We start from the raw sequence: 12,950 nt of genomic DNA, 5'->3' as shown, positions 1-12,950 counted from the left end.
GACGCGCTTTTCGCCGCTTTACGTTTAAGAGGAGCAGCGAGAAGAGACGTCCGGATCGCGATTGGTTTTTGCCTATTTGATGAGAGGCGCGAGCTTGGCATGGGGGCGCGTCATGACGTCGAGCGGTCGCCGGCAGCGGCTTCAGCGCACCAGTGGCGGGCTTTGGTCGGTCGTCGTCTGCCAGACGCTCTGGCTGACGGGGAGCGACGACGTCGTCGTGGCGGCGGCGCGCTGCACTTCGATCCGCGGTTGGGAGGGGCTCACGTAGGTATTGCTGGCGAAGCTTTTGGCGTCGGGCATGGCCGTCGTCGGTTGGAGCTGGACCATCTGCTTCAGGTAGTTGGCGTTGGCGCTGGCGGTATCGGTCGAGAGCACGCCGGATGCGATGGCCTTCGATTCATCGTAGCGGCCCTGCAGGCCGAGCACCAGGGCGAGGTTTTCACGAACCTTCGGCGTCGCGCCGGGAGCGACAAGCGCCTGACGCAGGATGCCCTCTGCCTTTTTCGGATCGCCCGTCATGGCGTAGGCCATGGCGAGATTGTTCATGACGGTGGGGTTGTCCGGCGAAAGGGTCAGCGCGCGCTCATAGAACGGCACGGCGTCGGCATATTTGCCCTGCTTCGCCATCACGGTGCCGCGCGCCGAGACGACCCGCCAATCCGGTTTCGCCGGATCGTCGGCAACCGTCAGCATCTGGTTGGCGACGCCGACCTGATCCATTTCGAGCGCCAGCCGGCCGTATTCGCCGGCAAGCTCCTGATCGCTGCCGTGAATGAGCGCGGCTTGCTGCAGCACAGACAAGGCTTTCGACTTTTCGCCGAGCGCCTTCAGGTCTTTCGCATAATTGAGTGCAGGCTTCAGTTCGGCCGGGTTTTTGGCGTATTGCTGGCCCCAGTAGATCGTTGCCTTCTGCAACTCGGTCTGCGGCGTGCCCGGCGTGGTATCGCCGGTCGTCGTATCGCTGGGTTTCATGGCGATGCTTGGCAGCAGGTCAGTGGAGGCGGAACAGGCACCCAGGAGTAGCGATGCCGTGAGCGACGCGAAGGTTCCGAGGCGCGGAAGGCGCGGCAAAGTCTGCGAGCGGGGGCGCTCAAAACGCGTCATGACGGTCTCCTGGGGTGATTCGCTCATCAGCGACGAATCAAGGTGAGGCCGTCAGTTTCTGGGGCATCGGTCAACAAACGCTTAAGACTTGCCAGTGACCTGTGATAGCTGGAGAAAATGCGAATGAACTGCAGCCCGGGGGCGCCCGTCGAGGGCGCCAGTTTGCGACCGGGTCGCGACCTTGGTCAGCTTGGTGCAACGGTAAAAGAGAGAACGAAGACGAATGGTTGAGACGACAGCCTGGGCGGCAGCGGAGACCTTTGCACTTGGCGCGCCGGATGCGAGCGACATACCGGTGCACTTCATCGGGTCGAACAGTCTTCAGCCGTCAGCGCCGCTCGATGCCGCGCAGCAGGCGTGGCTCGCAGCTCAGAATTTTTCCGGGAGCGCCAAGCGCTCCGTTCTTCTGCCCAATGCCGAGGGGAAAGTTTCAGCCGTCGCGTTCGGCACGGGCAACGGCCAGCAGGGCGAGCCGAGCGGTCCATCGGAGCTACTGGCTGGGCTGCTCGGTGCGGGATTGCCCGCCGGGACCTATCGGATCGCATCAGAGCTGTCACAGCCCGACCTTGCAGCGCTGGCGTGGGCGCTCGGCAGCTATTCGTTCTCGCGCTACCGCAGCAAAGGACCGAACGGAGCGCGCGCGAAGCTGCGTTTGGCGGCGGAGGGTGCTGAGCGCATCATCAATACGGCAGAAGCCGTCTGGCTCGGCCGCGATCTGATCAACACGCCGGCATCCGACATGGCGCCCGCCGATCTCGAGGCCATCGCGCGGGATCTGGCCGACCGTCATGGGGCCGACATCTCCGTCGTCGTCGGCGACGATTTGCTGGCGAAGAACTTCCCGCTCATTCATGCGGTCGGACGTGCGAGCCCGCGGCCGCCGCGTCTCATCGACATGAGCTGGGGGCCGGTCGGGGCGTCGAAAATCACGCTCGTCGGCAAGGGGATCAGCTTCGATACCGGCGGCCTCGACATCAAGCCTGCGAGCGCCATGCTGCTGATGAAGAAGGACATGGGCGGCGCGGCGACAGCGTTGACGCTCGCGCATATGATCATGGGGCAGCGGCTCAACTGCAGGCTGCGCGTCATCATCCCGACGGCGGAAAATTCCGTTGGCGGCGATGCGTTCCGTCCAGGCGACATTCTGGCGAGCCGTCTGGGGCTTAGTGTTGAAATCGGCAATACCGACGCGGAGGGGCGACTGGTGCTCGCCGATGCCCTGGCGCTTGCCGACGCCGACGAGCCCGACAGCATCTTCGTTTTCGCAACGCTGACCGGCGCAGCGCGGTCGGCTCTGGGGCCGGACCTGCCGGCATTCTTCACGAACGACAACGAGCTGGCGCAGAGCTTGCCGCCGCTTGCAGCGTCAATCGGCGATCCGCTGTGGGCTATGCCTCTTTGGGAGGGTTACCTACGCAATCTCGACAGCGACATTGCCGACATCAACAATGTCTGGGAATCGCCATTTGCTGGTGCCATTACTGCGGCGCTGTTTCTGAAACGGTTCGTCAGCAAGGCGCGCCGTTTCGCGCATTTCGATCTCTATGGCTGGCGTCCCGCCGCGCGTCCTCTCGGGCCGAAGGGCGGTGAGCCACAAACGGCGAGGGCCGTGATGGAACACTTGCGGCGAGAGTTGATGACGTGACGGCCGACGTTTCTCAGCGACCGGCGGGCGCGCTCGATCCGAGACGGAACGTATTCCGCTCGGATCTCGCGGCGAAGTCGCTCGAAGGCGTCGTGCGCGCAGAACGCTATGTCGCTGGAGAGCCGGGTTTCGTGATCCGCGCAACGGTGCCGTTGCGTAAATTTCCTGATCCCGCCCGCGGCTTCGAGACGGAAGCGCTGTTCGGAGAGAGCCTGACGATCTACGAAGACGGCGGTGGATGGAGCTGGGTGCAGCTCGCGCGTGACGGCTATGTCGGCTATGTGCCGAGCGACGCCATCCGCCGCGGCACCTTTCACACGACGCATCACATTCAGGCATTAGGGACGTTTCTTTACGCCCAACCTGACATCAAGACGCCGCCGATCATGCATCTGCCGCTCAACGCCGCGATTGCCGTGCGCGGCGGCGACGAGGGCTTTCTGGAGCTTGAAAGCGGCGGCTTCGTCTATGCGCGCCACGCCGCACCGCACGATCGCTTTGCGCGCGACTTCGTGGAAATTGCTGAGCGCTTTATCGGCACGCCGTATCTCTGGGGCGGGCGCACGCGGATCGGCATCGATTGTTCGGGCCTTGTGCAGACGTCGCTCGCCGCCGCCGGGTTTCCCGCACCGCGCGACAGTGACATGCAGCAGGCCGAGCTCGGCGACAACGTGCTCGTGGCCGACGATCTCGAAGGCTTGATGCGCGGTGACCTGGTGTTCTGGAAGGGACACGTCGGCATCATGATCGACGGCATCATGATGGTGCACGCCAACGCCTGGCATATGCAGACGTCGGTCGAGACGCTGCCCGAGGCGGTGCTGCGCATTGCCAAGACGGGCAATCAGATTACTGCGATCAAACGCATTCCAGGCTATGCCGCGATGGATGGGTTCTAGCGCCGGTAGGCGAGATAGCGATGCGTTCGCCAGACCTCTTCTGGCGGCGCTTTGGCAATCCGGCGTTCGCCGCGCCAATCCCATCCGGGGCTGAGCGCCACACGCATCTCGATCGCGACCAGCTCGTCGGTCATGGCATCGAACTTGGAGATTTTCTCGACGTGGCCCGCTTCAATGGAGCGGACGAGGTGCGGGAACAGCTCGAAATGCTCGACCGGCAGGTCTTCGAATGCTTCTTCAGCAAGCTTAAGGCTAAAGGTCTGCTTGGATGTTATGAGCAGTTCAAACGGACAAGCTTCCGGCACGATCGGCAGAACGACGACACGCCAATAAGCCGTCGTCGCGATTACTTCGACGGCGGCGTAGTCGCGCATGCGAGCGACGGACGTTTCAATTTCCACGAGCGTTTTTTCGAGTCGGTCGCGGAATACATCATCGGGGAGCATCTGGCAGTCTCGCGTCAGCGATTCGGAGGATCACCAGAATAACCGATCTTCCGGGTACGGAAAGGCGATGCGCTTCAGGATGCCATCGCCTGGGCCAGCGCTTCGTCTTTCTCCAGGGCCCGCTTGAAGGCCGGGCGCGCCGTTATGCGCTCCACGTAGCTGGCGAATTCCGGCCGGTCGGGCAGGAGTTTGAACAGCCGCAGCCATCGGATCGCGCCACCGAGCACGATATCGGCGGCGGAGAAGCGTTCGCCCAAAATGTATGGACCGGTGCGCACGGCGCTGACGAGCGCGTTCACGGTGTCATCGTAGCTGCCGTAGCAAAGGGCCGACGGCGGAAGGCTGCCCGGTTGGATGTTGCGCGCCTTGTCCATCACGGCGGGCTCGACGTCACCGTGATTGAAGATAATCCAGCGAAGATAGGTTCCGCGCGCGGGATCATCGAGGGTCGGTGCAAGATTGGCTTCCGGAAAAAGATCAGCGAGAAATATCGCTATGGCGCCGACTTCACTGACGGGCACGCCATCGGCGGCGAGAGTCGGGACCTTGCCCATCGGGTTGATGGCGAGAAACGCGGGAGATTTGTGCTCGCCCTTCTTCATGTCGAGGATTTTAAGCTCGTGCGGAGGCGAGCCCAATTCTTCAAAGAGCCAACGGGTTCCAAACGAGCGGGTGTTCGGCGCGTGATAGTGGACGAGCTTTGGCGCGGCCATCGGCGACCTCCCTGTCAGCTCGCAAGCGCCCCCTTGTATGCCACTTTGATGTCGAAGGCTGCCGCGAGCAGCGCCTTGGTATATTCGTCTTGCGGCTTTTCGAAGATATCGCGCGCGGGGCCTTCTTCGACGACTTTGCCGTTCTTCATGACAATGACGTAGTTGCAAAGCGCGCGGACGACTTTGAGGTCGTGACTGATGAAGAGATAGGCGAGACCGTAGTTTGCTTGCAGCCTGCGCAGAAGATCGACGATCTGGGCCTGCACGCTCATGTCGAGAGCGCTTGTCGGCTCGTCGAGCATGACGAACTTTGGCTGAAGCACCATGGCACGGGCAATCGCGATGCGCTGACGCTGGCCGCCGGAGAACTCGTGCGGATAGCGATCCTGCGACGCTGGATCGAGGCCGACTTCCTTCAGTTCAGCGCCGACGCGTTCGCGCCGCTGCTCTTCGTCGAGTTCGGGGTTTTGGATCAGAAGCCCTTCCTCGATGATCTGGCCGACCGTCAAGCGTGGCGAGAGCGAGCCATAAGGGTCCTGGAAGACGATCTGCATTTCCTTGCGCAGCGGGCGCATCTGCTTGTTGGTCAAGGCGTCGATGCGTTTGCCGACGTAGGCGATGGGACCTTGCGATGAAATGAGCCGCAGGATGGCGAGGCCGAGGGTGGTTTTGCCGGAGCCGGATTCACCGACGACGCCGAGCGTCTCGCCGGCGCGAAGTTTCATCGACAGACCGTCGACCGCTTTCACGTAATCGACGGTTCGCTGCAACAGGCCCTTCTTGATAGGGAACCAGACTTTCAGATCGTCCGTCTCGACGACGACGGGGCGCGTCGGATCGGCGGCGGGCGGCATGCCTTTCGGCTCGGCATCAAGAAGATGGCGCGTGTAGGCGTGCTTGGGTGCGGTGAAGATCTGTTCGGCTTCGCCGGTCTCGACGATGTCGCCGTTGCGCATGACGTAGACGCGTTCGGCCATGCGGCGCACGATGCCGAGATCGTGGGTGATGAGCAGCATGGCCATGCCCATCTCTTTCTGAAGCGACTTCAGAAGCTCCAGAATTTGCGCCTGAATAGTGACGTCGAGCGCGGTGGTCGGCTCGTCGGCGATTAATAGGTCAGGTTTGTTCGCGAGCGCAATTGCGATCATCACGCGCTGGCGCTGGCCACCAGACAGCTCATGCGGATAGGCGCCGAGGCGCTTCTCCGGATCGCGGATGCCGACCTTCGTCAGAAGCTCGATGACGCGCTCGCGCGTTTTGGCTTCGGGCAGCATTTGGTGCAACTTGATGATTTCGCCGACCTGCTTCTCGATGGTGTGAAGCGGGTTGAGCGATGTCATCGGCTCCTGGAAAATAATCGAGATGCGGCGGCCGCGGATTTCGCGAAGGTCGTTGCCAGACATTTTCAAAATGTCGGTGCCGCCGAATAAAATCTCGCCGGTCGGGTGGGAGGCGGAGTTCGGCAACAGGCGCAGGATCGACATTGCGGAGACGGTCTTGCCCGAACCGGACTCGCCGACGAGCGCAACGGTTTCGCCCTTGTTGATGTGGAACGAGACGCCGTTGACGACTTGCACGAGGTCTTTGCCTTCGCCAAAGGCGACGGAGAGATTGCGCACGTCTACGAGGGGAACGGGATTTGCCATCAGCTTTTGGCCCTGAACGATTTGCGCGGATCGAGGGCGTCACGAACGGCTTCGCCGATAAAGATCGCGAGCGAGAGAATGATCGACACGGCAATGAAGCCCGAGATGCCGAGCCATGGCGCTTCGAGGTGCTTCTTGCCCTGCAACAACAATTCCCCGAGCGACGGCGAACCCGGGGGCATGCCGAGGCCGAGGAAGTCGAGCGCGGTCAACGCTGCGATGCCGCCCGACAGCTTGAAGGGCAGGAACGTCAGCGTCGCGACCATGGCGTTCGGCAGCAGATGCTTGAACATGATCTGCCAGTCGGACAGGCCGAGCGCGCGGGCGGCGCGGACGTATTCGAGGTTGCGGCCGCGGAGGAATTCGGCTCGGACGAGGCCGACGAGGGACGTCCAGGAGAAGATCATCAGAATGCCGAGCAGCGTCCAGAAGCCCGGCACGAACAGCGACGACAGGATCAGCAGCACGAACAGCTCAGGGATCGAGTTCCAGATTTCAAGCAGCCGCTGGAAAATGAGATCGACGCGGCCGCCGAAATAGCCTTGCACCGCACCGGCCACGATGCCGACGGCGGACGAGACGATCGTCAGGATCAGGCCGAAGAGAACGGATATTCGGAACCCGTAGATGATGCGGGCGACGACGTCGCGGCCCTGATCGTCGAGGCCGAGCCAGTTGGTGTTGCCCCACTCGTTATAGCGGGCGAGCTGGTCGGCCGGCGCCGGGCACAGCTTCAGCGACGAGGACCACGGCGGCGGCGCTGGATAACCGAGGCAGACGCCGTTGTCGCCGATGCGGCCGGGATAGTCCTTGTTGATGGTCGAATACGAATAGCGGATCGGCGGCCAAAGCATCCAGCCGTTGGCGTTGATCTCGTTCTGGATATCGGGCGTGCGATAATCGGTGATGGCGAGGAAGCCGCCAAATTTGTCTTCCGGATAGTCAACGAGCACGGGGAACAGGATTTCGCCTTTGTAGCTGACGATCAGCGGGCGGTCGTTGGCGACGAACTCGGCGAACAGCGAGACGACGAACAGGATCGAGAAGACGACGAACGAGCGATAGCCAATTTTGTGCGCCTTGAAGCGTTCCCAGCGGCGTCGGTTGACGGGCGACAGCCGGAAGAGGCGTCGCCACCAGGACTTCTTGGCCTTCGCGGCTGGCGCTGCGACCGTCTCGGGTGTGTTGTCGGCGCGCTGGTCCATCGTCATACCTCGCGCGATTCAAAGTCGATGCGCGGATCGACGAGGGTGTAGACGAAGTCCGACAGGATTCCGACCAGCAGGCCGACGAGCGAGAAGATGTAGAGCGAGGCGAATACGACCGGATAGTCGCGCTTTTCGATGCTCTCGAACGACAAGAGGCCGAGGCCGTCGAGCGAGAAGATCGTTTCGATCAGCAGCGCGCCGGAGAAGAAGGCGCTGATGAAGGCCGACGGAAAACCCGAGATGACGAGCAGCATGGCGTTGCGGAAGACGTGGCCGTAGAGCACCTGGTTTTCGGTGAGGCCCTTGGCGCGCGCGGCGACGACGTATTGCTTGCGGATTTCATCCAGGAACGAGTTTTTGGTCAGGAACGTCATAGCGGTGAACGAGCCGACGGCCATCGCGATCATCGGCAGCACGAGGTGCCAGAGATAGTCGGTGATCTTGCCGAACAACGAGAGCTGATCCCAGTTGTCGGAGAAGAGACCGCGCGACGGGAACCACTGGAAGAACGACGAGCCTGCGAACAGGATCAGCAACAGAACGGCGAACAGGAAGCCCGGGATCGCGTAGCCGACGACGAGAACGGCGCTCGACCAGGTATCGAAAGGTTCGCCGTCTTTCACGGCCTTGCGGATACCGAGCGGAATTGAGATCAGGTACGTCAGCAGCGTCATCCATATGCCGAGCGAAACGGAGACGGGCAGCTTCTCCTTGATGAGATCGAGCACCGAGACGTCGCGGAAATAGCTCTTGCCGAAATTGAAGGTGAGGAAGTTCTTCATCATCAAATAGAAGCGCTCGGGCGCCGGCTTGTCGAAGCCGAACTGCTTTTCGAGGCTCTTGATGAAGGCCGGGTCGAGACCCTGCGCGCCGCGATATTTCGAGGTGATGGAATCGCCACCGCCGACGCCGAGCTGGCTGTTCATACCGCCGCCGCCGAGCGTATCGCCGCCGCCGCCGCCCATGCGACTGACGATGGAGGAAGATTGGCCCATCAGCTGCGCAATCATGCGTTCAACCGGTCCGCCAGGCGCGAACTGGATGATGACGAACGAAAACAGCATGATCCCGAACAGCGTCGGGATCACCAGGAGCAAGCGCTTTAAAAGATAAACGGCCATCACTGCTTCACTGGTTGTTGCGTGGAGTTCGGCGTCGTTTGCGACGCTTTCTGAGGCTCAGGCTTGCCGGAATTGAGGTCGGCGGCCTTCTTGGCATCGAACCACCAGGTATCCAGAACGCCACTATCATACTTCGGCTGGACGGCTGGATGCGAGAACTTGTTCCAATAGGCGACCGAATAGAACGGCTTGTACCAGTGCGGCACCCAATAATGGCCGGCGCGCAGAACGCGGTCGAGGGCGTGTGTGGCCGTGGTCAGCTCAGCGCGGGATTTGGCGGCTATGACCTTATCGGTCAGGGCATCGACGACGGGATCGCAGATTCCTGCGAGGTTGAACGAGCCTTGGGCCTTGGCCGCCTCACAGGAGAGGAAGGCGCGCATATCGACGCCCGGCGTCAGGCCGAGCGAGAAGCGCTGTGTCGTGACGTCGAAATCGAACGACTTCAGTCGCTGCTGATATTGCGCCGGATCGACGAGACGCCAATTGGCATCCACGCCGATGCGCTTGAGATTCTCGACATAGGGAAGCGTGATGCGCTCGAACTGCGCTTCGAAATCGAGGAACTCGATGCTCAACTGCTCGCCCTTGGCGTTGCGCAGCTTGCCTTCGGCGTCGGGCTTCCAACCGGCGCTGATGAGCAGATCGCGCGCTTTCTTGAGATTGGCGCGGTTGTTGCCGCTGCCGTCGGTGACGGGCGGCGTATAGGGCTCGCCGAAGACTTCCGGCGGCAGCTTGTCCTTATAAGGATCGAGCAGGGCGAGTTCTTGGGGCGAGGGGAGGCCCTCGGCCTTCATGTCGGAATTTTCGAAGTAGCTCGTCGTGCGGCTGTACAGGCCGTAAAACAGCTTCTTGTTCGACCATTCGAAATCGAAGACGAGATCGAGCGCGGCGCGCACGCGCGGGTCTTTGAATTTATCGCGACGGGTATTGATGAAGTAGCCCTGCGCGCCGGATGGGCGGCGGTCGGGTAAAAGCGCTTTGATGAGACGACCGTCGCGAACGGCTGGAATGTCGTACTGCGTCGCCCAGCCGAGGCTTGAGAATTCCTCGCGAAAGTCGAAGTTGCCGGATTTGAGCGTCTCGAGTTCGATGGTGCGGTCGCGATAATAGTCAAGGCGGACCTCGTCGAAGTTGAAGCGGCCCTTGTTTACCGGCAAATCTTTCGCCCAGTAGTCGTCGCGGCGTTCGTATGTGATCGAGCTGCCGGAGTTGAACGTCTTGATGCGATAAGGGCCTGAGCCGAGGGGCGGCTTCAACGACGTTTCATCATAGGGGTTCGCCGTGTAGTAGGCTTTCGACAGAACCGGGAGCTGAGCGATAAGGATCGGCAGATCGCGGACAAGTTTGCCCTGGAACGTGTAGCGCACTGTCTCAGGATCGAGCGCCTCGGCTTTCACGACGTCGTGCAGGGGCTGCGAATATTGCGGGCGCGTCGCCATGCTTTTCAGAAGGCTAAGCGTGTAGACGAGATCGTCGGCGGTGATCTGGGTGCCGTCCGAAAACTTCGCCTCGGGACGAAGCTTGAACGTCACCGACATGCGGTCGGGCGCGACGTCGGCCGTTTGGGCAACGAGGCCATAGACTGCGTCAGGTTCATCCTGCGCGCGGACCATCAAGCTGTCGAACAGCAGGTCGAGATCTTGAGCGGCGTCGCCTTTGACGATGAACTGGTTGAAGCTGTCGAACGTATTTACGTCGCCCGTTCCCATCGTCACCATGCGGCCGCCCTTCGGCGCATCGGGATTGACGTAGTCGAAGTGCTTAAAGTCGGGCGGGTATTTCAGTTCGCCAAAGATCGAGAGACCATGGCGGGGCTCAGCCTGCGCCAGGCTGCCGCCGGGCATGGAAAACAGCAATGCCAGCGCGGCGAGAAATGAGAGCTTCGCTCCGGCCGCCGCGCGTGATCGAGTAGGTCGTTCCAACAGGGTCACTTTCCCTTCGCTGCCTGGACGGCTTTCGCCTTGTCCGCGTCGTACCACCAGACCTGAGTGAGAGCGGCGCCTTGTGACGGCAGTTTGTCCGGACGGCCGAAAACATCCCAGTAGGCAAGCCGGTCGTAGGGGTAATACCAGTGCGGAACGACGTAGTAGTTCCACAAGAGAACGCGATCGAGCGCATGGGTTGCGGCAACGAGGTCGGCTCGATCTTTCGAGAATACGATCTTGTCGATCAGGTGGTCGATCGCGGGGTTCTTGATGCCGATGGTGTTGCGGCTACCGGGCTTGTCGGCGGCGGCAGAGCCCCAGAAATCGCGCTGCTCGTTGCCCGGCGAATTCGACTGAGCGAAGCTGTCGACGATGATATCGAAGTCGCGGTTGTCCTCGCGCTGTTTGTACTGAGCGTCGTCGACGTTGCGCACCGTCGCCTTGATGCCCATGGCTTCGAGGTTTTGCACGTAAGGCAGAATGATGCGTTCGAACGTGTCGCCGTTGATCAGGAATTCGACCGTCATCTGGTCGCCCCTGTCATTGCGCAGGACGCGCGCGGTCGAGCCCGCTGATAGGCCGATCGTCTGCATCGCCTTGCACCAGAAGCCGCAATGCGGATCGTTGACGGTTTCGCTGCGGATCTTCCAGCCGGCGTCCTCGAACAGTTTCAGCGCTTCCTGCTGGTGCTTACGGAAGTCGCCTTCCTGGGCGTTGACAGGGTTTTCGTAGGTCGCCGTAAAAACTTCCGGCGGCACTTCGGATTTGATCTCGTTCAGGATCTCAAGCTCGCGGCCTTGCGGCAGGCCCGTCGCCTGGAGATCTGAATTCTCAAAGTAGCTGCCGACGCGCTTATACAGATTGTAGAACAGCTTTTTGTTCGTCTCTTCGAAATTGAAGAGCAGGTTGAAAGCGTGGCGGACGCGCGGGTCCTGAAACTGCGGGCGGCGAATGTTGAATACGAACGCCTGCATCGGCGCCACGCGCTTCACCGGAATGGCTTCTTTCTTCACCAGGCCTTTTTTCAGCGAGTCGAAATTGTACTGCGTCGCCCAGGCGTCGGCGCGGTTCTCGGACCAGACGTCGATGTTACCTATCTTGAAGTCTTCAAAAGCCGGCGTGCGGTCGCGGTAGTAGGTGAATTCGAGCGTGTCGAAGTTCATCTGGCCTTTCATCACAGGCAGATCTTTCGCCCAGTAGTCGGGCGCGCGCTCGAACGTAATCTTGCGGCCGGTATCGACCGACTTGATCTTGTAGGCGCCGTTGCCGAGAGGCGCTTCAACCGTCGTGGCCGCGAGGCTGCGCTGGGATCCATCGGCGTTCTTGCCGGTCCAGTAGGCCTTGGAGACGACATTCAGTTCACCGACGATCATCGGCAACTCGCGGTTACCGGTCTTGTCGAAGGTGAATTTCACCTCGTGGTCGCCGGTCTTCTCGGCCTTGACGACGTTCTTGTAGTAGAAGGCGTAGAATGGATTGACGTTCTTGAACTGCTCAAACGAGAAGATGACGTCTTCCGGCGTAATCGGCGAGCCGTCGTGAAATTTCGCTTCGGGCCGAAGCTTGAACGTAACGGACGAATAGTCGGCCGGGTAGGAGGCGCATTCGGCGATCAGGCCGTATTGAGTCGAGGGCTCGTCAGGGCTCGGCGTAAACAGACTGTCGAAAATCAGACCCAGGCCTGCAGCCTTGACGCCCTTGTCGGAAAACGGGTTCAGCGTATCGAAGGTACCGTCCGCCCACTGACGGACCGTGCCGCCCTTCGGCGCGTTCGGGTTCACCCAATCGAAATTCTTGAAGTCGGGTCCGTATTTCGGTTCGCCGACGAGGGACAGTGCGTGATGGCATTGCACGTCAGCGGCTTTGGCCGTTGAGGCAGCACCGGCGGGAGCGGCGTCTGACGGGTTCGGCGTTGCCGGAGTGGTTGCGGCTTCCGCGGGTTTCGGCGCTTCAGCGGGGGCAGCGGCTTCCGAAGGCTTGGTGGGTTCATCGGCTTTCGGCGCATCGACCGGCTTCGGCGCGTCGTCGGTCTTGGGAGCTTCGGCGGGCTTTGGAGCGTCTGCGGATTGCGCCGCTGCGGCGGGCGGCGTCGCGGCGTCTTGCGCCTTTGCAGGGTTCGGGAGCGAAAAACTCGTGAACGCCAGCGCGGCAAGGATAAACGGCGTCAGGCGCATCTGCATATTCGACTTCGTCCCTTTCAAACTGTCACATTCCGGGGCCAGCTTAACACAGCCCCGGGC

The 12,950-nt window shown here is 61.3% G+C and carries 10 protein-coding genes; 2 read left to right on the top strand and 8 right to left on the bottom strand.

Annotated features, from left to right (window positions below; translation table 11 throughout):
• Window positions 1-141 precede the first annotated feature (141 nt).
• Window positions 142-1,104 (bottom strand): tetratricopeptide repeat protein, encoded by a 963-nt coding sequence (locus RLW55_RS01585; RefSeq protein ID WP_423415367.1) that lies wholly within the window; start codon window positions 1,102-1,104, stop codon window positions 142-144.
• Window positions 1,105-1,327: 223 nt separating this feature from the next.
• Between RLW55_RS01585 and RLW55_RS01580 the strand changes: the two genes are divergently transcribed.
• Window positions 1,328-2,749, top strand: coding sequence for a leucyl aminopeptidase family protein (locus tag RLW55_RS01580; protein ID WP_423415366.1), 1,422 nt, complete (start codon window positions 1,328-1,330; stop codon window positions 2,747-2,749).
• Window positions 2,746-3,648, top strand: coding sequence for an NlpC/P60 family protein (locus tag RLW55_RS01575; RefSeq protein WP_423415365.1), 903 nt, complete (start codon window positions 2,746-2,748; stop codon window positions 3,646-3,648). The genes RLW55_RS01580 and RLW55_RS01575 overlap by 4 nt, the downstream gene beginning before the upstream one ends.
• Here RLW55_RS01575 and RLW55_RS01570 read toward each other — a convergent pair.
• The 7 genes from RLW55_RS01570 to RLW55_RS01540 form a co-directional block, all read right to left on the bottom strand.
• Entirely contained in the window at window positions 3,645-4,094 is a 450-nt protein-coding gene (locus RLW55_RS01570) for a hypothetical protein (RefSeq protein ID WP_423415364.1), read from the bottom strand. The genes RLW55_RS01575 and RLW55_RS01570 overlap by 4 nt on opposite strands.
• A gap of 74 nt (window positions 4,095-4,168) precedes the next feature.
• Window positions 4,169-4,807, bottom strand: coding sequence for a glutathione S-transferase family protein (locus tag RLW55_RS01565; protein WP_423415363.1), 639 nt, complete (start codon window positions 4,805-4,807; stop codon window positions 4,169-4,171).
• 14 nt (window positions 4,808-4,821) lie between these two features.
• Window positions 4,822-6,453, bottom strand: coding sequence for an ABC transporter ATP-binding protein (locus tag RLW55_RS01560; protein WP_423415362.1), 1,632 nt, complete (start codon window positions 6,451-6,453; stop codon window positions 4,822-4,824).
• The gene (locus tag RLW55_RS01555) at window positions 6,453-7,664 is read right to left on the bottom strand and encodes an ABC transporter permease (RefSeq protein WP_409562148.1); all 1,212 of its coding nucleotides are present in this window, start codon (window positions 7,662-7,664) and stop codon (window positions 6,453-6,455) included. Before RLW55_RS01555 ends, RLW55_RS01560 begins: the two co-directional genes overlap by 1 nt.
• Window positions 7,661-8,782: a microcin C ABC transporter permease YejB gene (locus tag RLW55_RS01550; protein ID WP_409562149.1), complete on the bottom strand. Its 1,122-nt coding sequence runs from the start codon at window positions 8,780-8,782 to the stop codon at window positions 7,661-7,663. The genes RLW55_RS01555 and RLW55_RS01550 overlap by 4 nt, the downstream gene beginning before the upstream one ends.
• Complete coding sequence (locus RLW55_RS01545) at window positions 8,782-10,716, bottom strand: extracellular solute-binding protein (RefSeq protein WP_423415361.1); 1,935 nt, start codon at window positions 10,714-10,716, stop codon at window positions 8,782-8,784. Before RLW55_RS01545 ends, RLW55_RS01550 begins: the two co-directional genes overlap by 1 nt.
• Window positions 10,713-12,890: an extracellular solute-binding protein gene (locus RLW55_RS01540; protein ID WP_423415360.1), complete on the bottom strand. Its 2,178-nt coding sequence runs from the start codon at window positions 12,888-12,890 to the stop codon at window positions 10,713-10,715. The genes RLW55_RS01545 and RLW55_RS01540 overlap by 4 nt, the downstream gene beginning before the upstream one ends.
• Window positions 12,891-12,950: the final 60 nt, after the last annotated feature.

This window comes from Hyphomicrobium sp. B1 (assembly GCF_049532635.1).
Classification (GTDB): Bacteria; Pseudomonadota; Alphaproteobacteria; order Rhizobiales; family Hyphomicrobiaceae; genus Hyphomicrobium_B.
Note: the sequence above shows the minus strand (reverse complement) of the source record. Positions and strands in the feature narration are given on the sequence as shown.